The organism is Streptomyces piniterrae (assembly GCF_005048155.1).
Taxonomy (GTDB): Bacteria; Actinomycetota; Actinomycetes; order Streptomycetales; family Streptomycetaceae; genus Streptomyces; species Streptomyces piniterrae.
This window is the reverse complement of record NZ_SUMB01000007.1, coordinates 39,539-62,566: the sequence shown is the minus strand read 5'-3', so window position 1 is coordinate 62,566 and position 23,028 is coordinate 39,539. Positions and strand designations below refer to the sequence as shown.

Genomic DNA, 23,028 nt, shown 5'->3' with positions numbered 1-23,028 from the left:
TGCCGGCGTGCTAGCCCTGGCGGGCCAGGTCGGCGGCGCCCACCAGTCCCGCCTTGCCGCCCAGCTGGGCGGCGAGTACCTGGGCGTGCGGGCGCCACTGGTTGCCGACCAGCCAGCGGCGGAAGGACTTGCGGATCGGGTCGAGGACCAGTTCGCCCTCGTCCGAGACGCCGCCGCCGACGATGAAGGCGGACGGGTCGAAGAGCGAGGCCAGGTCGGCGAGGCCGGCGCCGGCCCAGCGGGCCAGCTCGCGGAAGGAGTCGATGGCGACCGGGTCGCCCTTGCGGGCGGCCTCGCTGACGTGCTTGCCCTGGATGCCCTCGGAGGTGCCGTCGCCCAGGCCCAGCAGGATCTGCGCGCTCTCGGGGGTGGCGAAGGCACGCTGGCGGGCGTAGCGCAGCAGGGCGCGCCCGGACGCGTACTGCTCCCAGCAGCCCTGGCTGCCGCAGCCGCAGAGCAGGCCGTCGGGGACGACCCGGATGTGGCCGAACTCGGCGGCGACGCCGAACCGGCCGCGGCGCAGCTTGTTGCCGATGATGATGCCGCCACCCAGGCCGGTGCCCAGGGTGATGCAGATGACGTCGCTGTGGCCCTGGCCGGCGCCGAACTTGTACTCGCCCCAGGCCGCTGCGTTGGCGTCGTTCTCGACGACGACGGGGAGGCCGACGCGCTGCTCGACCTTGTCCTTGAGCGGTTCGTGACGCCAGTCGATGTTGGGCGCGAAGAGGACCGTGGCCCGCTTCTCGTCGACATAGCCGGCGGCGCCGATACCGACCGCCTCGATCTGGTGGTCGGCCCCTACCTTCCGGACGGCGTCCGCGATGGCCTCGGTCAGCGCGTCGGTGGCCTGCGGGGTCGGCACCGTGCACGTCTCAAGGATCGAGCCCTCTTCGTCGACCACGCCGGCCGCGATCTTCGTGCCGCCGATGTCGACGCCGATGGTGAGTCCCATGTGTCCCTCAGTATTCGCTCGAACCCCGCCGGGACCAACCGTACCGGAGACGAGGTCAGTCGAGATCGATGCGCTCGGTGCCGGTGGGACCGTCGTCGTCGCGGGGATCGTCGCCGCGGTTCGTTCCGGTGGTGCCGCCGGGCCGGTCGCCGAGGTCCTCGCGGGTCCAGCGGCGCTCGCTGCTCTCGACGGCCGAGCGGTAGGCGGCGAGCAGCTCGGAGCCGGCCGCGGCGAGGTGGTCGAAGATCTCCGGGTTGCGCTCGATGACCGGCTCGACGGCGGCCTTGGCCTGCCGGAAGAGCTGGTTGACGGCGCCCTGCGCGGCGATCCCGCCCAGCGCGCCGGGCAGCTGGATGCCGCTGAGCTTCTCGGTCACCGCCTCGGCGAGCTTGCGCAGCTCGTCGGCGGCGCTGCCGGGCTGCTGGCCGTTCTCCGCGCGGCGGCGGGCCTTGAGCGCGGCGAGGTCCTCGGCGCAGGCCGTCGCCCAGGCATCGGCATCGACATCGGCCTGGCGGTCGGCGGGACGCTCGGTGGCATCACTCATGATGAACTCCGTGGACTCCTGCGGCGCGGCGGGTACGGCGGGTGGTACGGCCGAGCGGCGTGTGCGGGGCGGGTCGGGAAGGGTACTCACGACGAGCGCCCCTGAGCGCCGCTCACTCACGACGTTACCCGAATGGTGGTATGGCGTTCACGGCTCACGGGCCGTTCAGCGGCTCTCGGGCCACAGCGCGGGATCGGGGGTGAAGCGGATGTCCAGGACGCCGTCCCGCAGCCCGGCGCCGGAGACGGTGCAGCGGCGCAGTGCGGAGGGGAGCGTACGGATCCGGCGGTAGCGGCCGACGGTGACGACGATCTCGTCGCCGCGGCGCACCAGGCCGAGGGCGTCCCGCTCGGCGCCGGGCAGCGGCACCCGCCAGACGAGGATGCCGTCGGTGGCGAGGCGGTCCTCGACGGCCCACGGGTCGGGGTGCGCCCGGTCCGCGGGGTCGCCGTCGCCGATTTCGCCGGTCGGCCCGTCGATCAGCTCGTCCAGCTCCTCGACGCCCTGGGGGTCGCGGCCCAGGTGCGGCACCTCGTGGACGGGCACGTCGGGGAATTCCTCGCGCAGCGCCTTGAGGGCGGACTGCTGGCTGCCGGAGAGCGCGCCGAGGAAGGGGTCGGCGGAACCGGTGGGCAGCAGCCGGTTGACGAGGACGGCGTCGGTGCGACGGCCGTGCAGTGCGAGTCCGGCGCGCAGGCCGCGCAGGTTGGCGGCGGCGACCGGGCCGGCTTCGGTGACCAGGCGTACGGAGGTGCCGGGGTCGTCGATCACCCGCTGGACGGCGGCGAGTTCGCTCTCCCAGCGCTCGGCGGCCTCGTACAGCTTCTGGGCCGGCATCGGGACGCCGGCGAGCTGGGCGAGGACCGGGCGCAGTGCGCGGGCGGCCTGGCGTTCGGGCGGCAGCAGCCGGCGCAGATAGCGGCGGACCTGGGCGGGCAGCGCCAGCAACCGGATCGTTTCGGCGGCCGGCGGGGTGTCGACGACGACCAAGTCCCAGGCGCCCGAGGCGTGTTCGGCGCGCAGGGCGTGCAGCAGCGCGAAGGCTTCGGAGCCGGGGAGTTCGGTGAGTTCGTCCTCTTCGAGGGGGGCGGCGCCGAGCAGGTCGAGGGCGACCCCGGCGCGTTCCTGGAAGGCGAGGAACTCCCGGCGGAAGCGGTCGCCGGGGTCGATCCGGCGGGCGTGCAGTCCGGGGACTATCGGGGTGGGCGCGTCGGCGGCGAGGCGCCCGGAGCCCAGCACGGTTTCCGCGGTGTCGCTCTCGGTGGTGAGCAGCAGTACGCGGGCTCCCCGTCGGGCGCCGGCCAGGGCGGTCGCGGCGGCGAGCGTGGTGCGGCCCGCGCCGCCGGGGCCGGTGACGAGAAGGGTGCGCACGCTCAGAGCTTCTTGGCCTCGTCGGTGGGCTTCCCGGTGGCGTCAGCGGCACCCTCGGGACCGCTCTCCACGCGCCGCTTCAGACCCTCCAGCGCCCGCTCGATGATGACCTTCTCCGCCTTGCGCTTGATCATTCCCAGCATGGGGATCTTGACGTCGACGGTGAGGCGGTAGGTCACCTCGGTCCGCTTGCCGTCGCCGAGCGCGGCGAGCCGGTAGGAGCCGTCGAGGGCGCGCAGCATCTGCGACTTGACCAGCGACCAGCTGACCTCGTTGTCACCGGTCCAGGTGTAGGCGAGGGTGTGGTCGTCCTTGATCGCGCCGGCGTCCAGCAGCAGGCGGACCTGCTCCGCGCGCCCCCGGTCGTCCTTGGCGAGCACCTGCGCCTCTTTGACCTCGCCGGTCCACTCCGGGTAGCGGTCAAAGTCGGCGATCACTCCCATCACGTCGGCGGGTGCCGCCTCGATCGTGATGCTCGAGCTGGTGTGTTCGGCCATCGCCGTGCTCCTCCATGCCGATTCATGCCGGTCCGCCGACTCGCGTCACATTCCGTGTCTCTGCTGCTGAAGGCTACCGCGCGGCGAACGGCGGGCGGACACCAGCGGTCCCTGTACGACGGGCCCGTGCGCTATCGGCCACCGGCCCGCCCCCGGCGCCGAACGCCGTCCGCCCCCGTGCGGCCGGGCTCACCACTCCAGGACGTACGGCGTCCCGGTCGCGTTGAAGTGCCCGACGTTGACGCATTCCGTACCGCCGATCCGGGCCCGCCGGGCGAGCGGCTGATGGACATGGCCGAAGAGCGAATAGCGGGGCCGGGTACGGCGGATGGCGTGCAGCAGCGCGGCGCTGCCGCGTTCGAAGCGGCGGGCGACGGTGTCGTAGCAGAGCTCGGGGACGTCCGGCGGGATATGCGTGCACAGCACGTCCACCTCGCCGACCGCCTCGATCTTGGCGGCGTACTCCTCGTCGCTGATCTCGTAGGGAGTCCGCATCGGGCTGGTCAGTCCGCCGCCGATGAAGCCGAAGACCCGGCCGCCGATCTCCACCCGCTCCCCGTCGAGGACGGTGGTGCCAGGTCCGGCGTATTCCGGCCACAGCCGCGGCATGTCGACATTGCCGTAGGTGGCGTACGTGGGTGTGGGGAACGCGGCGAACAGTTCCGCGTATTGCTTGCGGACCGCGGACTCGATGACCGACTCCCGGCTCCGGCCCGTGCCGTCCAGCTCGCCCCACAGCCTGCGGCCCAGCTCACGGGCCTCCTCGAAGCGGCGGGCGGTGCGCAGTTCGACCAGGGTGTCGGCGTGCGCGACGCCGAAGAGATCGGGGAAGATGCCGCGCGAATGGTCGTGGTAATCAAGGAAGAGCACCAGGTCACCGAGGCAGACCACGGCGTCGGCGCCGATTCCGGCCCGCGCCAGGTCCCGGCTGTTGCCATGGACGTCACTGACCACATGCACACGCATGGCGCCACCCTAGATCCCGCGGGGCGCGCCCGGGAGGGCCTCCTGGACCTGCGGTTACTTTCGGGTCACCAATGGCCTGGTTTAGTCTGCGCGAAGCAGTCCCCATGGCGTGTCCCTATGTATGTGACGCATCAAACATCTGGCCGTACCCCCCTATCCCTGAAGCAATACCGGTGGGTAACGTCCGGGCAGTCCGATCCCCCCTGCCTGAATCATGGACCGCAGCCGGTGTACACACAGCGTCGTGGCGCCGGCGCCAATGAGGAGCAGCAGTCTTGCGCGAGTTCAGCCTTCCGGCCCTGTACGAGGTCCCCGCGGACGGCAACCTGACGGATCTGATCCGCCGAAATGCCGCGCAGCATCCTGATGTCGCGGTCGTGGGCCGCAAGGTGAACGGTGCCTGGCAGGACGTCACCGCCGCCACCTTCCTGGCCGAGGTCCGCGCCGCCGCCAAGGGCCTGATGGCCTCCGGTGTCCGGCCCGGCGACAGAGTCGGCCTGATGTCGCGTACCCGCTACGAGTGGACGCTGCTGGACTTCGCCATCTGGAGCGCCGGCGCGATCACCGTCCCCGTGTACGAGACCAGCTCCGCCGAGCAGATCCAGTGGATCCTCGGCGACTCGGGCGCGGTGGCCTGCCTGGTGGAGACCCCCTCGCACGAGGCAGCCGTCGAGTCGGTCCGCGACCGGCTGCCCGAGCTGGCGAACGTCTGGCAGATCGAGCGGGACGCCATCGCCCGGCTGCGGGCCGCGGGCGACGGGATCACCGACGAGGAGGTGGACGAGCGCAGCGCGATCGCCGACGCGGACTCGCCCGCCACGATCGTCTACACCTCCGGCACCACAGGGCGTCCCAAAGGCTGTGTGCTCAGCCACCGCAGCTTCTTCGCCGAGTGCGGCAACGTCGTCGAGCGTTTGCGCCCGCTGTTCCGTACCGGCGAGTCCTCCGTGCTGCTCTTCCTCCCCGTTGCCCATGTCTTCGGCCGCCTGGTGCAGGTCGCCTCGGTCATGGCGCCGATCAAGCTGGGCCACGCGCCGGACATCAAGCACCTCACCGACGACCTGGCCTCCTTCCGGCCGACGATGATCCTGGGCGTGCCCCGGGTCTTCGAGAAGGTCTACAACTCGGCGCGCGCCAAGGCGCAGGCCGAGGGCAAGGGCAAGATCTTCGACAAGGCGGCGGACACCGCGATCGCCTACAGCCGCGCGCTGGACACGCCCGACGGGCCGTCCCTGGGCCTGAAGTTCAAGTACAAGGTCTTCGACCGGCTGGTCTACGGCAAGCTGCGGAACGTCCTCGGCGGCCGCGCCACCCACGCCATCTCCGGCGGCGCCCCGCTCGGTGAGCGCCTGGGCCACTTCTACCGCGGCATCGGCTTCACCGCCCTGGAGGGCTACGGCCTGACGGAGTCCTGTGCGGCCACCGCGTTCAACCCCTGGGACCGCCAGAAGATCGGCACCGTCGGCCAGCCGCTGCCCGGCTCCGTCGTCCGTATCGCCGACGACGGCGAGGTGCTGCTGCACGGCGAGCACCTCTTCACCGAGTACTGGAACAACGAGCCGGCCACCAAGGAAGCCCTGTCCGACGGCTGGTTCCACACCGGCGACATCGGCACCCTCGACGAGGACGGCTACCTCGCCATCACCGGGCGCAAGAAGGAAATACTGGTCACGGCGGGCGGCAAGAACGTCGCCCCGGCGGTGATCGAGGACCGGATCAGGGCGCACGCCCTGATCGCCGAGTGCATGGTCGTCGGCGACGCCCGTCCGTTCATCGGCGCGCTGATCACCCTGGACGAGGAGTTCCTGCCGCGCTGGGCCGAGGAGCACGGGCACCCGGCCGGTGTGACCCCGGCCGAGCTCGCCGACGACCCGGAGCTGCTGGCCGCCGTGCAGCGCGCGGTCGACGACGGCAACGCGGCGGTCTCGAAGGCCGAGTCGGTACGCAAGTTCCGTATCCTGCCGACCCAGTTCACCGAGGAGTCGGGCCATGTCACGCCGTCGCTGAAGCTGAAGCGGAACGTGGTGGCCAAGGACTTCGCCGAGGAGATCGAGGCGATCTACCGCGGCTAGCCGGTGCGTCCCCCTGGGAGTCCCAGGGGGACCGCCACACCTGGGGAAACCGCTACAGCAGTTCCCTGAGGCGCTCGGCCAGCAGGTCCCAGCGCCATTTCTCCTCCACCCACATCCGGCCGCGGTCGCCCATCCGACGGCGCAGGGCCGGGTCCTGGAGCAGCGTGACGATCCGCTCGGCGGCGGCCGTCGGGGAGCCGCCAGGGACCACCCAGCCGGTCTCCCCGTCCAGGACCGCGTCCGGCGCGCCTCCGGAGTCCCCCGCGACCACCGGGAGCCCCGTGGCGGACGCCTCCAGGTAGACGATGCCCAGGCCCTCGACGTCCAGCCCGCCGCGGCGGGTGCGGCACGGCATCGCGAAGACATCGCCCGCGCCGAAGTGGGCCGGCAGCTCGTCCCAGGGGACGGCGCCGGTGAAGCGCACCGAGTCCCCGACACCCTTCGCCACGGCCAGCGCGCGCAGCTCGTTCTCGTACGGGCCGCCGCCGACGATCAGCAGGACCGCGTCGGGCACCGCGGCCACGATGGCGGGCATCGCCTCGATGAGGGTGTCCTGGCCCTTGCGCGGGACGAGACGCGAGACGCACACCACGACCGGGCGGCCGGCGAGGCCGAGCCGGGCCCGTACCGCGTCGCCGCCGGAGCCGGGGTGGAAGGTCTTCTCGTCGACGCCGGGCGGGAGTTGGACCATCCGCGCGGCGGCCTCGGGGGTGAGCGCCCCGGCGATCCGCGAGCGGGTGTACTCGCCGAGGTAGGTGAGGGTGTCGGTGCCCTCGCCGATCCGGCGCAGCAGTTGACGGGCGGCCGGCAGCTGCGCCCAGCCCGCCTCGTGGCCGTGGGTGGTCGCCACGATGCGGCGCGCGCCGGCCGAGCGGAGCGCGGGCGCCATCAGGCCGAGGGGGGCGGCGGCGCCGAACCAGACGGCGGAGCAGCCGTGTTCGCGCAGCAGCGAGGTGGCACGCCGGGTCACCCGGGGCGTGGGCAGCAGCATCGTCGTACGGTCCCGGATCACCGGGAACGGCTGCTCGGCGTCGAAGGCGGCGGTGGCCTCGACGCCCTCCGCGCTCCGCTTCCAGGTCGAGGCGTAGACGACGACCTGGGTGGGGTCCAGGCGCAGCGCCATGCTGTGCAGGAAAGCCTGGATGCCGCCGGGCCGTGGCGGAAAGTCGTTGGTGACGATCAGGGTCTTGTGCACGCGGGTCTCTCGACGGTCGGGCGGCGGGCTGTCTGCGCCTGGGGCCTTGTCCGATGGGGCGGGTCTGGGTCTCGGCCGAGGGTACCGGGTTGGCGGAACCGGGCCGTCGGGACGGGGGCGGCGGGCGCGGTCCGTGCCCGTGGCTCCTCTACGGTCGTGTGCAGGCACCACCGACGGAGTCAGGCGGGATCAGTGAGCCATCAGACGGTCAGCGGCGGCAGCGGCGGCCCCCGGCGGGTGTGGCTGCCGGTCGCGGCCTGGGCGGCGACCCGTGCCGTGCTCCTGCTGTGCGTGCTCAAGGTGCTGGTGCTGCCGGGACCCGACGTCACCAGCGATGTCTCGGTGATCTACCAGGGCTGGTCCGAGGTCCTGAGGACCGGCACCTTCCCGCTGGACGATGTGACCTGGCAGTACCCACCGGCCGCCGCCCTGCCCGTCCTCGCCCCCGGCCTGCTGCCGTTCCTCGGCTACGCGCCGGCGTTCTTCGCCCTGGTCCTGGTCGTGGACGCGGCGGGCCTGGCGCTGTTCCTGCGCGCGGATGGGGGTCCCCCCTGCTCCTTCAGAGCTTGGGGGAGGCACGGGCACCGTCCGCTGGGGGCCTGGGTGTGGATCGCGGGCGTCGCGCTGCTCGGCCCGACCGCGTACGCCCGCTACGACCTGATGGTCACCGTCGTCGCCGCCGCGGCCCTCTTCGCGGCCGCCCGCAGGCCCGGGGCGGCGGGCGCCCTGGTCGCGTTCGGCGCGCTGCTGAAGGTCTGGCCCGTACTGCTGCTGTGCGGGGCGGCGTGGCCCTGGCCGGGCCGCCGTCGGGCGCGCGCCCTGTGGCTGAGCGCGGCGGGCACCGCGACCGGACTCACCCTGTTCTTCGTGTCCCTGGCGCCCGGCGCCCTCGCCTTCGTCACCTTCCAGCGCGACCGCGGTACGGAGATCGAGTCGCTCGGCGGGCTGGTCTTCCATGTCGCGCGGCACTACGGGTGGAGCGGTGAGGCGCGGCTGAACTACGGCTCGGTGGAGTTCCTCGGCCCCGGTGTCCCGTTCGTCAGCACCCTCGCGCTGGTGCTGACCGTCACGGCCATGGGCTGGCTGCTGCTGTGGCGGCTGCGCGCCCGTACGCTCGGCGGCGCGACGCTCTGCGATGCCGCGTTCACCGCGACGCTCCTGTTCACCACCACCAGCCGGGTCATCAGCCCGCAGTACATGCTCTGGCTGGTGGGTCTCGCGGCGGTCTGCATGACCGTACGCGCCAGCCGGCAGGGGCTGCCCGCGGCCCTCGTGCTGGTGGCGACGGGCGTCACGCTGCTGGAGTTCCCGGTCTCGTTCCCGCACGTCGTGGCCGGCGACGCCCGGGGCATCGCGCTGCTCGCGCTCCGCAACGGCCTGCTCGTCGCGGCGTCGCTGGTCGCCGCCCGTCGGCTCTGGGTGGCGACGGGCGCGGGGCGGCGGGCGGATTCCGGCCGGCGGGGCGGCGGCGCGGAGCGGGGCGAGAGCGCCGTGCCAGGTGCCGTCATCGCGCCGCGCGGCCGGGCCGCCGGCGCGCCGGAGGGCCCGGAGCCCTCGGCGGCACCAGCGCCTTCCGCCCCCGCCCTCACCTCAACTGCCGCTTCACATAAGCGCGCCACTGACGGGTGAACTCGGCCGTTCCGACGCCCAGTTGGGCCCGCATCGCCCGGTCGAGGCGGCCGGCGCGGGCCGGCCGCCGGTGGTCGTCGCCGGTTCCGGGAGACGCCCCCGCCGTGGGCGCCTCCTCCCCCACGGCCGCCGTGGCGTCCGGCTGCACCGCCTCCAGGGGCGCCACCGCCATCCCCGCCGATGTCGCGCCGCCGGCCTTGCCCACCGCCCGGTAGAACGCGATCAGCTTGGCCTCGCCCCACTTGTCGGCGATCATCCGGCAGGCCAGCCAGCCGCCCTCGTACGCTCTCGCCAGCCGGGCGGCGCCGGCGTCGAAGCCGAAATCGGCATCGCCGGGCAGCCGGGCGGGCGGCCGGCCGGTCGCGACCGCACGGGAGAGTTCGGGGGCGGCGACGGCCGGTTTGCGGTGGGTCCCGCGGTAGGCGACCCAGTCCGCGAAGCCCTCGGAGAGCCACAGCGGGGTGGCGGCCGTGGTGGCCGCGCGGGTCGCGACATGGGTGGTCTCGTGGGTGAGCACGATCTTGCGGCCGAGGTCGCTGGGTTCCTCGTACGCTTCCGGGTTGATGATCACCCGGTCCGCGGGGGCCGTCGTCGAGGCTCCCGCCTCGCCGGTGGTGACCGCCGCGATCCCCGCGTAGCCGGACGGATCGTCGCCGCCCAGCAGCTGCGCCATCCGCGCCACGGAGTCCGGCGCCTCGACGATCACCTTGCCCGACCACGCCCCCTTCCAGGCGGCGGAGACCGCGGGCACCGCCGCGTCCACCCGGCGCGCGAGATCGCGCAGCCGCGCCGGGTCCGACGCGCCGCCGAGCACCAGGCTGTGCCGGCCGCGGACCAGCCGCACCGGGCCCTGGTCCCACAACTGGCGGGTGCCGGTCCGGCCCGCCTTCGCCCCGTCGCTGTCCGAGGAGATCCGCCAGCGGCCGTCCCGCTCGGTCAGCGTCAGGTACTGGATGGTGGTGACCGGCGCGGTGTCGTAGCCCTTGAGGCGGTAGCGCAGCCGCACCTCGGCGGCCAGCCGCTCACCGCTGCCGCCGGCCGGGAGCGGAAAGGCGCCGGTGGAGACCAGGTCGTAGTGCCAGTCGGTGAGCGGCAGGGCGGTGAGACTGCCGAAGACCCGCCGCTGCCGGTCGCGGTAGCCGGTGGCGCGCGGGTCGACGGAGTCGAGGAACCCGGCGGCGTCCCGGCCCTGCACGGCCCGCGCGCGGGCGTCGAGCATCCGCTGGACGTCCGGGAACCGGGCGGCGGGCGGAGGTTCGGAGGCGCAGCCGGCGAGCGGCGCGAGCAGTGCGAGAAGCGGGACGGCGGCGACCGCCCCGGCGCGCGACGGCCGCCGCCGTCTCCTCCGCTGACCTGACATGCGGCCGATCGTATGTGCGGTGCGGGCCGGGCAAAAACGGTGGGATCGGCCAGGCGCGACCTTGCCTGCCCGCTCCCGGCGCTACGGCCGGGTGACCCCGTGGACCGGCATCATGGTGACCGGGTCGTAGCGCACCCGCGCCCCCGGATACGGCGCGTGCACGACCTGCCCGTTGCCGACGTACATCCCGACGTGACTGCCGTCCGGGTGGTAGATGACCAGGTCACCGGGTTGCGCCTGGTCGAGCGGCACCGTTTGGCCCGCGCCGCGCTGGCCCTGTGAGGTGCGCGGCAGGGAGACACCGGCCTGCCGGTAGGCCCATTGGGTGAGTCCGGAGCAGTCGAAGGACGCGGGTCCGGTGCTGCCCCAGGCGTAGGGGGCGCCGACGGCGGCTCGGACCGCGGCGACGGCCGCTGCTGCCCGCCCTGAGGCCGGTACGACGCCGGAGAGGTCCGGGAGCGCCTCGTCCCGCCCGTCGCCCCTGGAGATCCGCTCGTAGGCCGCCCTGGCGTCAGCGGGGAGCGCGGTCAGCAGCCGGTGCGCGGTGGCCAGTTTGCGCTGTACATCCTTCTTGTGGCGGGTCACGTCCTTGCGGATGGCCGCCAGATCCGCCAGCTTCCCCGCGGTCTCCAGGCGCTGCTGGTCCAGCTCCCGCTGCGCCACCCGGAGTTCGTGCAGCTCGCCGGCGCGGGTGCGGTTGAACCGGTCGAGGGCGGCGGCCTTCTCCAGGTAGCTCTCCGGCCGTTCGGAGAGCACCAGCCGGACGGTGGGATCGATGCCGCCCTCCCGGTACTGGGCGGCGGCCAGCGCGCCGAGCCGGCCGCGCATCCGGTTGACCCACTCCTGGACGCGGGCGGTGCGGTCCTGGAGGTGTGCCACCTCGTGGCGCAGTTTCCGGGCCCGCTCGCCGGCGCCGTTGAACCTCTCGGTGGCCCGCTCCGCCTGTTCGAGGAGCAGGTCGACCTGTGCGATGGCCGCGTCGCGGGCCGCGGGCTGCTCCGCGGGGTCGGCGGACGCCCGCGGTGCCGAGAGCGCCGCGGCCGCGGTCGCCAGGGCGGCGGACAGGACGGTGACACCGGCGAACCCGGTGGACATGATCTGGCCGGGCTGCGAGGTACGGCGATGGGACGCCACGAGAGCCGCACTCCTTTTCCATGTGCGGTCCCTGCCGCCCAGGGAAGGCGGATGGTGACCGGCAGCTGGTGCGAGGCCAGACAGTAACCGCACGCAACCGCACCGGCCAAAGACCTCCGCCCCGGCGCAAAACGCCGCCCCGCCGGTGACTGTGCAGGTCACCGGCGGGGCGGGAAGTCAGCGGCGGGGGCCGCAAATCGCCCGTTCGGGCGGCAGGTTGAGGCGGTTATGAGGCTTTTCAGCCAGAGATCTCCAGGTCGGTCGCGGCCCTCGGGGCTCAGACCCGCACGCCGAACGCGAACGGCATGTTGTTGATCGACTCGTAGCGCACCGAGGCGCCGGGCTTCGGCGCGTGCAGCACCGTGTTGTTGCCCGCGTACAGGCCGATGTGGTGCAGGTCGTCGTAGAAGAGCACCAGGTCGCCGGGCTTGAGCGCGTCCTGCGAGATCCGGGTGCCGGCGTTGGCCTGCTCCTGCGAGGTGCGCGGCAGCGACTGGCCCGCCTGCTGGTAGGCCCAGGAGGTCAGACCGGAGCAGTCGAACGAGGACGGTCCGGTGGCCCCCCAGACGTACGGCGAGCCTATCTTGGACTGCGCGGCGGACAGTGCGGCCGCACCGCGCTGCGAGGCCGGCACGTCATCGCCCAGGTTGACCCGGCTGTTGTCACGGTTGGCGCGCTGCTCCTTGGCCTCCATGGCCGCGCGCTCCTTGGCCGTGAGGGTGTTGAGCAGCTCCTGCGCCTTGCCGAGCTTGTCCTTGATCTCGTCCTTCTTGTCACCGAGCGCCTTGCGGGTGTCGGTGAGGTCCTGGATCTTGCTGGCGGCCTCCGCGCGCTCCTGGGCGAGCCGGCGCTGCTTGTCCGCGATGGTCTTCAGCTGCTCGGCCTGCTTGCCGCTCAACTGGTCGAGGGTGGCGGCCTTCTCCAGGTAGGTGTCCGGGTCGCCGGAGAGGAACAGCTGGACGGACGGGTCGATGCTGCCGCTGCGGTACTGGCCGGAGGCGACGGCGCCGAGGCCCTTGCGGAGCTGGTTCAGCTCCCCCTGGCCGCGGGCGACCTTGTCCTGGAGGTCCTCGACCTCCTTCTGGAGGCGCTCCTGGTCCTCCTTGACGCCGTTGTACTTCTCGGTGGCCTGCTCCGCCTGCTCGTAGAGCTTGTCGACCTCGGCCTTGACGTCCTGCTTCTTCTGCGACGGGTCGGCCTGGGCGGCCTGCGACGAGAGGGCGACGGCCGCGGCTGCGGTCGCGGTGAGCACGGTGACGCGGGTGCGGCTCGGCTGCTTGGGTCGACGGTGGGACGCCACGGGGGCGAGCTCCTTCTTCCTCCAGCCGCCTACCGGGAAGTGGGGGGTTGATACCCCGGCTCCGCGCGAACGCCGCGGACTCGGCGGTTCCTCCACTGACCATCCCGGTTGGATAATCATCTGCATGAAGGATCGAGCCGACCTTAGTAACCGAGCTGTGATCGCTTCAAATCCTCACGGGCAAAAAATGCCCCAGCGGACCCATCCTTTACCAACATCACACAGGCAGTGAGCGGCACTTGACGCTCAGAGACGGATCACAAGGGGCATATCGCCCAGGTCAGGCGCCCACGTGACGCATCGCGTCAGGTCCGGGCAAGTCGCTTGAGCAGCAAGGCCGATGCGACGGGCCGTGCACCGGCCTTCGCGACGCCGTCGGCCACTTCCCGGTCCGTGGAGACCACGACGACCGGACGGCCGGGCGGCTCGGCCCGCACCAGCTGACGGATCAACTCGTCGGCCGTGACGCCCGGTTTGCTGAACAGCACCCGCACCCCGCGCGGCGGCGCGAGCAGCACCGGCGCCGCCAGCTCCGCACCGTCGAAGACGCAGGTCATCTCCGCGCCGGTCTGCGCCGCCAGGACCGCGAGCCCGCCCAGCAGCCGCAGCCGCTGCTTCTCCAACGGCATGGTCGGATAGCCGGTTTTGGTGACGTTGTAGCCGTCCACCACCAAATGCGCCTGCGGCAGGGCCAGAAGCTGGTCCAGCAGCGCCGGATCCGTCTCCGACAGCGCCCGCGTCGCGATGTCCTTCGGCGTCATCTTGCCCGGCGCCACCGCGTCCACGGTGTCCGCCGGGTGGACGCTGGCGGGCGGCAGCGCCAGCTCCCGGCGCAGCCCCTGGGCCGCGTCCAGCACCGTGTCCAGCAGCAGCCGCAGCCGCATGTCCTCGACGCTGCGGCCCTCGCGGGCGGCCCGCCGGCTGGTCTCCAGCGCCGTCTCGACCTCGGCGATCCGGGCCTTGAGCCGCCGCACCTCGCTGTCCGTGGCGGTCTTCTCCGTCGCCGCCTGGGACCGTACGGCCTCCAGCGCGGTCTCGGCCTTGCGCACCGCCGCCTCGCCGCGCTTGACGTCGCTCTGCGCGCTGCGCAGCTTGCGCTGGAGCGACTCGTTCTCCTTGCGGACGGCGTCCAGGTCCGACCGGATCCGGTCGGCGTCCGTACGGGCCTCCGCACGCGCCTGCGCCAACTCCTCGCGCAGCCGGTCCAGCTCCCGCTCGGCCTCCTCGCCGGCCCGCTCGGCACGCGCCCGCTGGGCCTCCTCGCCGGCCGCCGCGACCAGCTTGACCCAGCCTTCGGGGCGCAGCACGTACGCCGCCGCCGCGACGTCCAGCGGATCGGCGGCCGCGGGCGGTGTGCCGTGGTCCAGGGCCTCGGCGAGCTCCGGCTGGGCCTCACGGAGCTTGCCGGCGATCCGCTGCCGGAAGACCGGGTCGCTCTCCAGCGCGGCGGCCATCGCGTTACCGGCGAACTTGGCCCGGCGAGTCGGGGTGAAACGGGCGTACTGCCGCAAGGGGGGCGGCAGTTCGGCGACGGTCAGGCCGCCGAAAGACTCCGCGGTGAGCGCCACGACCCGGCGCCGTACGCCCTCGGGCAGCGGACGGTCCAGCACTTCGTCGGCCGCACCCTCGGATGCGTCGATGTGCTCCGCCCCCCGCTCCCCTTCTGGACGCTCCACCACGGCTGCATCGCTCCGATCTCAGGCGTTCGCGCCCGGCCGGTCCACCAGCTCGATCTGGTCGACCGCGTTGCACCAACGGCAGCGCACGGACTCGATGCTCTCACTGAGGACCTCGCGCTCCTCCACCTTCGGCTCCCCGGCCAGGTCCAGGTGGACGTACTCCACCACTTTGGACCGGCGGGTCACATCGAAACGCGTGAGGTTGCCGCACAGCGTGCAGCGCCACCGGGTTTCGGCCGTCGGCAGGGGAACAGCCATCGTGTAGTCCTCTTTCGTGCTCGTCGTGCTCGTGCGGGGTGCGGTTCACGCGGTGCGCCGTCGGACTGCGGAAGTGCGCAAAGTACTGCCTGTAACCCTACGGCCTGACAGGGGGCCGGTGCGGGCGCTGCCCAGGAGGCGGGACGCGGCGAGGCGCTCTGTCCCGAATGCCCGGCATTACGCCATGATCACTTCATGACGGCGCCGTCTCCCCCTCCCCCGCCCTCCCGTTCTCCGCGTTCCCTGGCCTTCCTCCGCCCCTCGCGCCCCACCCCCCGGTCCCTGCGGGCCGTGTTCTCCCGGATGACGAACGTACTGACCGCGCTGTGCTGCGCGATCTTCGTCATCGGACCCGCCTCGGGCCTCAACCGGGCATACGGCACCGGCGACGCCCTCGCGCACGCCCAGACCGCCTATTTCGAGCACTGGGGCGTGATTCCGCTGGACCTGTGGAGCGGCTCGGTGCGGGCCCTGCTCACCCCGCTGACCGCGCTGTTCGTCCACGGCAGCTGGCTGCATCTGCTCGGCAACATGCTGTTTCTGTACGTCTTCGGCGGCATGACCGAGGAGCGGATGGGCCGGCTGCCGTTCGCCGCCTTCTACCTCGGCATCGGCTACCTGGCACTCCTCGGCTACGCGGCCGCGCACGCCACGTCAGGACAGACGCTGGTCGGCGCCTCCGGGTCGATCTCCGGGATCCTGGGCGCCTTCCTCTACCTCTTCCCGAAGGCCCGGGTCACCAGCGTCTTCCCGTTCCTGTTCTTCCTGCCGCTGCGCTTCCCGGCCTGGATCGTGCTGCTCTTCTGGTTCTTCCTCCAGTGGCAGGCCGCGCAGGACGACCCCAACGGGCCCGGCGTCGCCTACCTCGCCCATGTGGTCGGCTTCGCGCTGGGTTTCCTGTACGCGTGGGTGCGCTACGGGAGGGATAGTGTGGTGGCCACCGGGGGGAACGACCGGGCGACCGAGGGAGAGAGCCAGCCGTGATCACGTCGATCGTGCTCATCAAGACCAGCGTGGACCAGATCCCGGAGATCGCCGAGAAGATCGCCGCGCTGGAGGGCGTCAGCGAGGTCTACTCCGTCACCGGGGCACACGACCTGATCGCCATGGTCCGGGTCGCCGCGCACGACGACCTCGCGGACGTCATCCCCGGCCGGATCAGCAAGGTCCCGGGCGTCGCGTCCACGGAGACGCACATCGCGTTCCGCACGTATTCCCAGCATGACCTGGAGGCGGCGTTCGCCATCGGCCTGGACGCGTAGCGCTGCGCTTGGCGCGGGCCGGCTCGGATCCCGCCGTTGTCGGCTTTCCCGCCGTGGGGGTTGTTCGCCGTTGCTCCCCCACTGCCTAAAGGGCGTGGGAGGTGCCCCCATGCGGCGGGCGTGGGTTTTACGGGTGCGGTGACAGCCCTCCGGACTCCGTCCTGAGAGCTGTCACCTCCCGTGGGTGGGTGGAGAAGCCGAGTGGGGGCGAGCGTCGGGTGCCGAGTCAACGGCGGGATCCAAGCCGGCTCAGCCCAAGCGCCGCGTCACCGCAGCGGAACGCAACGGCCGTCCTCCGTGCGGTAGTTCCACCGCGCGCCGTCCGCCACGAGTTCCTTCACGGCGTTCACGAACCGCTCGACGTGCTCGTCCGGCGTCCCGGCCCCGAAGCTCACCCGGATCGCGTTGAGGGACTTCTCGCCCGGAGCGGCCTCCGGGGCCCCGCACTCGCCCTGGGTCTGCGGGTCACTGCCCAGCAGCGTCCGCACCAGCGGGTGCGCGCAGAACAGGCCGTCGCGGACGCCGATGCCGTACTCCGCGGAGAGCGCGGCCGCGAAGTGCGAGCTGTTCCAGCCCTCGACGACGAAGGAGATGACGCCCACCCGCGGGGCGTCGTCGCCGAAGAGGGAGAGCACGTTGACCTCGGGGACCTCGGCCAGGCCCGCCCGGACCCGGGCGATCAGCGCCTGCTCGCGGGCCACGAGGTCGTCGAAACCGGCCTCGGTCAGCGCCCGGCAGGCGGCGGCGATGGAGTAGGCGCCGATGACGTTGGGCGAACCGGCCTCGTGCCGGGCCGCGGTGGTGTGCCATTCGACGTCCACGCCGCCGTCCGTACGGCGGGACACCTTGCGGCTGGCGCCGCCGCCGGCGAGGTACGGCTCCGCGTCCTGGAGCCAGTCCGCCCGGCCCGCCAGCACACCCGCGCCGAACGGCGCGTACAGCTTGTGTCCGGAGAAGGCGACCCAGTCGACGTCCAGTTCGGCGATGTCGACGGGGTGATGGGGGGCGAGCTGCGCCGCGTCCAGCACGATCCGTGCGCCGTGGGCGTGCGCCGCGGCGGCCAGTTCGCGCACCGGCCACAGCTCACCGGTGACGTTGGACGCGCCGGTCACGCACACCAGGGCCGGTCCGTAGGGCTCGCGCGCGGCCAGCGCCTTCTCCAGGGTGTCGACCGCCTCGCCCGGGGTGCGCGGCGCGTTGAGGTACGTCACGGCACCCCCCTTGGCGTCCCCGCGCTGCTCCCAGGGCAGCAGCGAGGCGTGGTGCTCGGTCTCGAAGACGAACACCCGGGTGTCCTGCGGGAGTACGGCGGCCAGGAGGTTGAGGGAGTCGGTAGTGGAGCGGGTGAAGACGACCTGGTCGTCGGTGCGGCAGCCGAGGAACTCCGCGATCGTCCGGCGGCTGTTCTCGAACAGGTCGGTGGAGAGCTGCGAGAGGTACCCGGCGCCGCGGTGCACGCTGCCGTAGTACGGGGCGTAGGCGGCCACGTCGTCCCAGACCCGCTGCAGTGCCGGCGCGCTGGCGGCGTAGTCCAGCGCGGCGTAGTCGACTTCGCCGCCGGTCACCAGCGGGACGCGGACATCCCGTCCCAGAACCGGCAGCGGGGCACAAACGGAACGGTCGGCGGCAACGGCGGAAACAGACATGGCGAACTCCCGTGAGAGATAAGCGAATTCGCTGCGGGCGGGTGCGTCGAAGGGTGTGCGTGCAGAGCAGGATGCACGGCGCGGCACCGCAGCGCGGAAAAGAGCGAAGGGCTCGGAAAGGGTTGCGGGAAAGGGGCCGTCGGGCCCTATCGCATTCGCTGAATCACGGAAGGAGCTCCCTCGAGGACCAGGATCCCTGGCGAGGGATCCGCGCTTGCCGCAGACCTCGCTGCCTGCGGCCTGGTCATCACCCGGGGCACCCCGCCACGGACGGAGGGTTGCCGGACAGCGGGCCGGGGCCTACATCGCTGTCACTCGTGACCTGCGCAGAATCATGCCACAAGAGCATGCAGCCGCAAGGGCCCAGTCCATATGACGGACTGAGCCCTGCGTCACACCCTGCGTCACCGGGCGCTCATCTGTTGCTGGCGGCCACCCAGCGCTCCAACACCCGCTTCGCCGCCCCGGAGTCGATGGCCTCGGCGGCCTTGTCGATGCCCGCCCGGATCTGCTCCGCCAGCGGGGCGTCGGCGGGCTCCAGGGCCACCAGCGCCGCCGCGGAGTTCAGCAGCACCGCCTCGCGTACCGGGCCGGTCTCGCCGTCCAGCAGGCGGCGCGCCACATCCGCGTTGTACGACGCGTCCGCGCCGCGCAGCGCCTCCACCGGGACGAGGTCGATGCCGACGTCCCGGGGGTCGAAGGACTCCTCGCGGACCGTGCCGTCCCGGACGATCCACACCCGGGAGGTGGCGGTCGTGGTGAGCTCGTCCAGGCCGTCGTCACCGCGGAAGACCAGCGCCGAGGAGCCGCGCTCGGCGAGCACCCCGGCCAGGATCGGCGCCATCCTGGCGTCGGCGACGCCGGTCGCCTGGGCGCGGACCCGCGCGGGGTTGGTCAGCGGGCCCAGCACGTTGAACGTGGTGCGGATGCCCAGCTCCCGGCGGGCGGGCGCGACATGCCGCAGCGACGGATGGAACTTCACCGCGAAGCAGAACGTGATGCCGGCTTCCTGGGCGACCTCGGTGACCCGCTGCGGGGTCAGGTCGAGATTGACGCCGAGCTTTTCCAGGACGTCGGAGGCACCGCTGGCCGAGGACGCCGCGCGGTTGCCGTGCTTGACGACCTTCGCGCCGGTGCCGGCGACCACGATCGAGGACATCGTGGAGATGTTGACGGTCTTGGCGCCGTCGCCGCCGGTGCCGACGATGTCGACGCTGGGTCCCGGCACCTCGATCAGCCGGGCGTGCTGGTACATCGTCCGCACGAGCCCGGAGATCTCGGCGACGGTCTCGCCCTTGGCCCGCAGGGCCACCGCGAAGCCGGCGATCTGGGCGTCGCTGGCCTCGCCCCGCATGATCCTGTCCATCGCCCAGGCGGTGTCGTCCGCGGTGAGGTCACGACCGTCGAGGAGGGCGTTCAGCAGGCCCGGCCAGGTGTGGGCCGCCACGCTGTCGCCGCCAACCGGGGTCACAACGTTCATGGTCCACACTCCTGGTTTGTCCTCTGCTCCTACCGGTCACCCTATCGACCCCCCGGAACGCCGGAGGGCCCCGTCCGATGTCCGGACGGGGCCCTCTGGGTGGCGTTACCTACGGTGCGCTACACGGCGCCGTGGTGATCAGTGGTGGCCGTGGCCGCTGGTGATCTCCTTGTACTCCTCCACCGTGGGCTTCGGAATGACGCTGTCCTCGCCGTAGTAGCTCTTGGAGAGCTTGGCGCGGAGCTTCTGCGTACGCGACACCTTGCGCTCGACACCGTTCTCGTCGACCTCCGGGCCGAGCTCGATCGGCGTGGGCTGCTCGTGCTGGGTGAGCACGTGCAGCTGCTCCTGGTCGAGCGGCTCGTGGACCTCGATGAACTCACCGTGCGGCAGGCGCTTGATGATGCCGGACTCGCGTCCGTGCAGCACCTTGTCCCGGTCGCGGCGCTGGAGGCCCATGCAGATCCGCTTGGTGGCGATGAAGGCCAGCACCGGCCCGACGAAGAACGCGATCCGGACGAACCAGGTGATCGAGTTGATCGACAGGTGGAAGTGCGTCGCCCACAGGTCGTTGCCGCCGCCGATCAGCATCACGAAGTACGCGACCAGCCAGGCCACACCGAAGCCGGTCCGGGTCGGGACGTTGCGCGGGCGGTCCAGAATGTGGTGCTCGCGCTTGTCACCCCTTATCCACGACTCGACGAACGGGTAGACCGCGATGGCGACCAGGACCAGCGGGAAGACCAGGATCGGGATCAGCACGCCGAAGTTGACCGTGTGGCCCCAGAAGTTCCACTCCCAGCCCGGCATCACTCGCACCAGACCCTCGGCGAAGCCCATGTACCAGTCGGGCTGGGCGCCGGTGGACACCTGGTCAGGACGGTAGGGGCCGATCGCCCACACCGGGTTGATGCTGGCGACCGCGGCGATCACCGAGATCACACCGAAGACCAGGAAGAAGAAGCCTCCGGCCTTGGCCATGTAGACCGGCAGCAGCGGCATGCCGACGACATTGTTGTTGGTCTTGCCGGCACCCGGGAACTGCGTGTGCTTGTGGTAGAAGACCAGGATCAGGTGCGCCACCAGCAGGCCCAGCATGATGCCGGGCAGCAGCAGCACGTGCACCGTGAAGAACCGCGGAATGATGTCGTGGCCCGGGAATTCCCCGCCGAAGATGAACATCTGCAGGTACGAACCGACCAGCGGCATCGCCAGGATGACGCCCTCGATGAACCGCACACCGGTACCGGAGAGCAGGTCGTCGGGGAGCGAGTAGCCGGTGAAGCCGGTGAACATGCCCAGCACGAACAGCAGGAAGCCGAACAGCCAGTTGACCTCACGCGGCTTGCGGAACGCGCCGGTGAAGAACACCCGCATCATGTGGACCATCATCGCGGCCAGGAAGACCAGCGCGGCCCAGTGGTGGATCTGGCGGATGAGCAGACCACCGCGGACGTCGAAGCTGATGGCCAGCGTCGACTCGAAGGCCTGCGTCATCCGGATCCCGTGCATCGGCACGTAGGAGCCGTGGTAGACGACCTCGGCCATGCTCGGGTGGAAGAACAGCGTCAGATAGACACCGGTCAGGATGATGATGATGAAGCTGTAGAGCGCGACCTCACCCAGCATGAAGGACCAGTGGTCCGGGAAGATCTTGCGCATATTGGCCTTGGCGAGGCTGTAGATGCCCAGCCGGCCGTCCGCCCAGTCGGCGACCCGCTCGCCCCGCGGCGCCTTGCCGCGGCGCGTGGTGGTCGCGCTCGTCTCGTTACTCATCCGCGCTCCCAGAAGCTCGGGCCGACGGGCTCCTCGAAGCCGCTTGCGGCTTCCAGGAAGCCGTCCTTCACCATGATGTGCAGCTGCGGCAGGGCGTGCCCGGCCGGGCCGAAGATGACACGACCACCATCGGAGAGGTCGAACGTCGACTGGTGGCACGGGCACAGCACGTGGTGCGTCTGCTGCTCGTACAGGCTGATCGGGCAACCGACGTGGGTGCAGATCTTCGAGTACGCCACGATGCCGTCGTACGACCAGGACAGTTCCTGCTTGTCCTTGATGTCCTCCGGCTTGATCCGGACGATCATCAGGGCGTCCTTGGCGATCTGGACGTTGAAGTCCTCGGCGTCGTCCTCCAGGCCCTCCGGCTTGGCGAACGTCAGCGAACCGACCGCGATGTCCTCGGGACGCAGCGGGAGGTTGGTGGACTGGTTGACCAGCCGGACGCCCCGCTTCCAGCCGGTGGTGCGCAGCTTGGTCCCGGGCAGCGGCCCGAGGTCGCGCAGCAGGACGACGCCGGAGAGCGGCACCATGGCCAGCGCGCCGAACAGCGTGTTGCGGACCAGCTTGCGCCGGCCGAAGCCGGACTCCTTCGCGCCCTGCGCGAAGTCCTCCATGACCTTGGCCTTGACCTCGGGCTCGGCCTCGATCGGGTGCCGCTCGTCGGCGACCTCCACGTCCGACATCAGCGTGCGGGCCCAGTGGACCGCACCGGCGCCGATGCAGAAGAGCGCCACACCGAGGGACAGACCGAGCGCGAAGTTCAGCGCGCTGATGTGACCGATCGGCCAGATGTAGACGATCTTGTCGACCGGGACGGCCACGTACGAGGCGATGAAGGCGACCGTGGCGAGCATGGACACCAGGAACTGGAGGGCGACGACGCGCTCGGAGCGCTTGGCCGCCCGCTCGTCGATGTCCTGGATGCGGTGCTCGTGGGGCGGCAGCCCCGGGTCGGCGAAGGGGTTCTCCGCCTTCTCCACCGAGACGTGAGCCGTTTCCCGCTCACTGGGAAGGGTTTCTTCTGGCACGTCTGCGTGTCGTCCAGTCTCACTCATGACTTCTTGGCCTTCGTAGTCCGGGCAGCGACCCAGATGGCGACAACGATCAGCGTGCCGAGGCCGAAGATGTAACCGAAGAGACCCTCACTGACGGGACCGAGACCACCGAGGTCCAGGCCGCCGGGGCTCTCGGATTCATCGCCGTTGACGGCGCCGAGGTACGCGATGATGTCCTTCTTGTTCTCCTTCGACAGCGAGCCGTCACCGAACGAAGGCATGTTCTGCGGGCCGGTCTCCATGGCCTCGTAGATGTGCTTCGGGTCCACGCCCTCGAGCGTCGGTGCGTACTTGCCGTCGGTGAGGGCGCCGCCCTTACCGGTGAAGTTGTGGCACTGCGCGCAGTTCGTACGGAACAGTTCGCCGCCCTTGCCGATGTCGGCGCCGTCCGGGCTGTACTGCTCCTTGTCCGGCACGGTGGGGCCGGCGCCCAGGGACGCGACATACGCCGCGAGCTGGTCGATCTGGGCGTTGCTGTAGATGTTCTTCTTCCGCGGCACCTGAGCGCCGGGCTGCTGGGCCGGCATGCGGCCGGTGCCGACCTGGAAGTCGACGGCTGCGGCGCCGACGCCGACCAGGCTCGGTCCGTCGGAGGTGCCCTGACCGCCGGTGCCGTGGCAGCTTGCACAGCCCACGGCGTAGAGCTTTTTGCCCTCCTCGATGGCGAGGGACTGGGCGGAGTCATCGGCCTGAGCCTTGTCCGCCGGCGCGAACGCGGCGTACAGCCCCCCAGTGACCGCCAGCGCGAAGAGTAGGACGACGAGCGCCGCCAGCGGATGGCGCCGTCGTGCGGAGAGCTTTTTCACGGATTACCCCGGTGTCAGGATCTTCTGCGTCGATGCTTTGGCT

At 71.5% G+C, this 23,028-nt stretch carries 20 protein-coding genes and 1 riboswitch; of the genes, 4 read left to right on the top strand and 16 right to left on the bottom strand.

What is annotated here, in order from left to right; all coding sequences use genetic code 11:
- Nucleotides 1-10: 10 nt before the first annotated feature.
- The 5 genes from FCH28_RS20705 to FCH28_RS20685 form a co-directional block, all read right to left on the bottom strand.
- On the bottom strand, nt 11-952 hold the full coding sequence (locus FCH28_RS20705; RefSeq protein WP_136741569.1) for an ROK family glucokinase: 942 nt from the start codon (nt 950-952) through the stop codon (nt 11-13).
- Between the two features lie 55 nt (nt 953-1,007).
- Nucleotides 1,008-1,496, bottom strand: coding sequence for a DUF5304 domain-containing protein (locus FCH28_RS20700; RefSeq protein ID WP_136741568.1), 489 nt, complete (start codon nt 1,494-1,496; stop codon nt 1,008-1,010).
- A gap of 165 nt (nt 1,497-1,661) precedes the next feature.
- A complete protein-coding gene (locus FCH28_RS20695; protein ID WP_136741567.1) occupies nt 1,662-2,867 on the bottom strand; it encodes an ArsA family ATPase in 1,206 nt (401 codons plus the stop codon).
- Nucleotides 2,868-2,869: 2 nt separating this feature from the next.
- Nucleotides 2,870-3,364: an SRPBCC family protein gene (locus FCH28_RS20690; protein WP_136741566.1), complete on the bottom strand. Its 495-nt coding sequence runs from the start codon at nt 3,362-3,364 to the stop codon at nt 2,870-2,872.
- A 189-nt stretch (nt 3,365-3,553) separates the two neighbouring features.
- Complete coding sequence (locus FCH28_RS20685; protein ID WP_136741864.1) at nt 3,554-4,318, bottom strand: metallophosphoesterase family protein; 765 nt, start codon at nt 4,316-4,318, stop codon at nt 3,554-3,556.
- 287 nt (nt 4,319-4,605) lie between these two features.
- Between FCH28_RS20685 and FCH28_RS20680 the strand changes: the two genes are divergently transcribed.
- Nucleotides 4,606-6,402, top strand: coding sequence for an AMP-dependent synthetase/ligase (locus FCH28_RS20680; protein ID WP_136741565.1), 1,797 nt, complete (start codon nt 4,606-4,608; stop codon nt 6,400-6,402).
- 52 nt (nt 6,403-6,454) lie between these two features.
- On the opposite strand, the gene FCH28_RS20675 is transcribed toward FCH28_RS20680, so the two are convergent.
- Complete coding sequence (locus tag FCH28_RS20675) at nt 6,455-7,597, bottom strand: glycosyltransferase family 4 protein (RefSeq protein ID WP_136741564.1); 1,143 nt, start codon at nt 7,595-7,597, stop codon at nt 6,455-6,457.
- Nucleotides 7,598-7,789: 192 nt separating this feature from the next.
- Between FCH28_RS20675 and FCH28_RS20670 the strand changes: the two genes are divergently transcribed.
- Entirely contained in the window at nt 7,790-9,226 is a 1,437-nt protein-coding gene (locus tag FCH28_RS20670; protein WP_136741563.1) for a glycosyltransferase 87 family protein, read from the top strand.
- Here the strand turns inward: FCH28_RS20670 and FCH28_RS20665 are convergent.
- The 5 genes from FCH28_RS20665 to FCH28_RS20645 all read right to left on the bottom strand — a co-directional run bounded on the left by FCH28_RS20665 (nt 9,183) and on the right by FCH28_RS20645 (nt 14,957).
- Nucleotides 9,183-10,586: a hypothetical protein gene (locus FCH28_RS20665; protein WP_136741562.1), complete on the bottom strand. Its 1,404-nt coding sequence runs from the start codon at nt 10,584-10,586 to the stop codon at nt 9,183-9,185. The two genes, FCH28_RS20670 and FCH28_RS20665, sit on opposite strands and share 44 nt — an antisense overlap.
- A gap of 81 nt (nt 10,587-10,667) precedes the next feature.
- Nucleotides 10,668-11,720, bottom strand: a complete 1,053-nt coding sequence (locus tag FCH28_RS20660) for a C40 family peptidase (protein WP_136741561.1) — start codon at nt 11,718-11,720, stop codon at nt 10,668-10,670.
- A gap of 277 nt (nt 11,721-11,997) precedes the next feature.
- Nucleotides 11,998-13,020, bottom strand: coding sequence for a C40 family peptidase (locus FCH28_RS20655; RefSeq protein WP_136741560.1), 1,023 nt, complete (start codon nt 13,018-13,020; stop codon nt 11,998-12,000).
- Nucleotides 13,021-13,325: 305 nt separating this feature from the next.
- The gene (locus tag FCH28_RS20650; protein ID WP_136741559.1) at nt 13,326-14,699 is read right to left on the bottom strand and encodes an NYN domain-containing protein; all 1,374 of its coding nucleotides are present in this window, start codon (nt 14,697-14,699) and stop codon (nt 13,326-13,328) included.
- An 18-nt stretch (nt 14,700-14,717) separates the two neighbouring features.
- Nucleotides 14,718-14,957, bottom strand: a complete 240-nt coding sequence (locus FCH28_RS20645) for a hypothetical protein (protein WP_136741558.1) — start codon at nt 14,955-14,957, stop codon at nt 14,718-14,720.
- A 303-nt stretch (nt 14,958-15,260) separates the two neighbouring features.
- Between FCH28_RS20645 and FCH28_RS20640 the strand changes: the two genes are divergently transcribed.
- Entirely contained in the window at nt 15,261-15,941 is a 681-nt protein-coding gene (locus tag FCH28_RS20640) for a rhomboid family intramembrane serine protease (protein ID WP_136741557.1), read from the top strand.
- Nucleotides 15,938-16,219: an Lrp/AsnC family transcriptional regulator gene (locus tag FCH28_RS20635; protein ID WP_136741556.1), complete on the top strand. Its 282-nt coding sequence runs from the start codon at nt 15,938-15,940 to the stop codon at nt 16,217-16,219. The genes FCH28_RS20640 and FCH28_RS20635 overlap by 4 nt, the downstream gene beginning before the upstream one ends.
- 266 nt (nt 16,220-16,485) lie before the next feature.
- On the opposite strand, the gene FCH28_RS20630 is transcribed toward FCH28_RS20635, so the two are convergent.
- The 5 genes from FCH28_RS20630 to qcrC all read right to left on the bottom strand — a co-directional run bounded on the left by FCH28_RS20630 (nt 16,486) and on the right by qcrC (nt 22,985).
- Complete coding sequence (locus tag FCH28_RS20630; protein ID WP_136741555.1) at nt 16,486-17,865, bottom strand: aminotransferase class V-fold PLP-dependent enzyme; 1,380 nt, start codon at nt 17,863-17,865, stop codon at nt 16,486-16,488.
- A 205-nt stretch (nt 17,866-18,070) separates the two neighbouring features.
- A riboswitch (SAM riboswitch) is annotated at nt 18,071-18,188 on the bottom strand.
- Nucleotides 18,189-18,280: 92 nt separating this feature from the next.
- The gene (gene trpD / locus FCH28_RS20625; RefSeq protein ID WP_136741554.1) at nt 18,281-19,345 is read right to left on the bottom strand and encodes an anthranilate phosphoribosyltransferase; all 1,065 of its coding nucleotides are present in this window, start codon (nt 19,343-19,345) and stop codon (nt 18,281-18,283) included.
- Between the two features lie 138 nt (nt 19,346-19,483).
- Nucleotides 19,484-21,121: a cytochrome bc1 complex cytochrome b subunit gene (qcrB, locus tag FCH28_RS20620; RefSeq protein ID WP_136741553.1), complete on the bottom strand. Its 1,638-nt coding sequence runs from the start codon at nt 21,119-21,121 to the stop codon at nt 19,484-19,486.
- On the bottom strand, nt 21,118-22,179 hold the full coding sequence (gene qcrA, locus FCH28_RS20615; protein ID WP_136741552.1) for a cytochrome bc1 complex Rieske iron-sulfur subunit: 1,062 nt from the start codon (nt 22,177-22,179) through the stop codon (nt 21,118-21,120). Before qcrA ends, qcrB begins: the two co-directional genes overlap by 4 nt.
- On the bottom strand, nt 22,176-22,985 hold the full coding sequence (gene qcrC / locus FCH28_RS20610) for a cytochrome bc1 complex diheme cytochrome c subunit (RefSeq protein ID WP_136741551.1): 810 nt from the start codon (nt 22,983-22,985) through the stop codon (nt 22,176-22,178). The genes qcrA and qcrC overlap by 4 nt, the downstream gene beginning before the upstream one ends.
- Nucleotides 22,986-23,028: the final 43 nt, after the last annotated feature.

Excerpts from the sequence above, each read along its gene's own strand:
- FCH28_RS20705 (WP_136741569.1), bottom strand. The coding sequence starts at position 952 with ATGGGACTCACCATCGGCGTCGACATCGGCGGCACGAAGATCGCGGCC.
- FCH28_RS20700 (WP_136741568.1), bottom strand. The coding sequence starts at position 1,496 with ATGAGTGATGCCACCGAGCGTCCCGCCGACCGCCAGGCCGATGTCGAT.
- FCH28_RS20690 (WP_136741566.1), bottom strand. The coding sequence starts at position 3,364 with ATGGCCGAACACACCAGCTCGAGCATCACGATCGAGGCGGCACCCGCC.
- FCH28_RS20665 (WP_136741562.1), bottom strand. The coding sequence starts at position 10,586 with ATGTCAGGTCAGCGGAGGAGACGGCGGCGGCCGTCGCGCGCCGGGGCG.
- FCH28_RS20645 (WP_136741558.1), bottom strand. The coding sequence starts at position 14,957 with ATGGCTGTTCCCCTGCCGACGGCCGAAACCCGGTGGCGCTGCACGCTG.
- FCH28_RS20640 (WP_136741557.1), top strand. The coding sequence starts at position 15,261 with ATGACGAACGTACTGACCGCGCTGTGCTGCGCGATCTTCGTCATCGGA.
- FCH28_RS20630 (WP_136741555.1), bottom strand. The coding sequence starts at position 17,865 with ATGTCTGTTTCCGCCGTTGCCGCCGACCGTTCCGTTTGTGCCCCGCTG.
- trpD (WP_136741554.1), bottom strand. The coding sequence starts at position 19,345 with ATGAACGTTGTGACCCCGGTTGGCGGCGACAGCGTGGCGGCCCACACC.
- qcrB (WP_136741553.1), bottom strand. The coding sequence starts at position 21,121 with ATGAGTAACGAGACGAGCGCGACCACCACGCGCCGCGGCAAGGCGCCG.
- qcrA (WP_136741552.1), bottom strand. The coding sequence starts at position 22,179 with ATGAGTGAGACTGGACGACACGCAGACGTGCCAGAAGAAACCCTTCCC.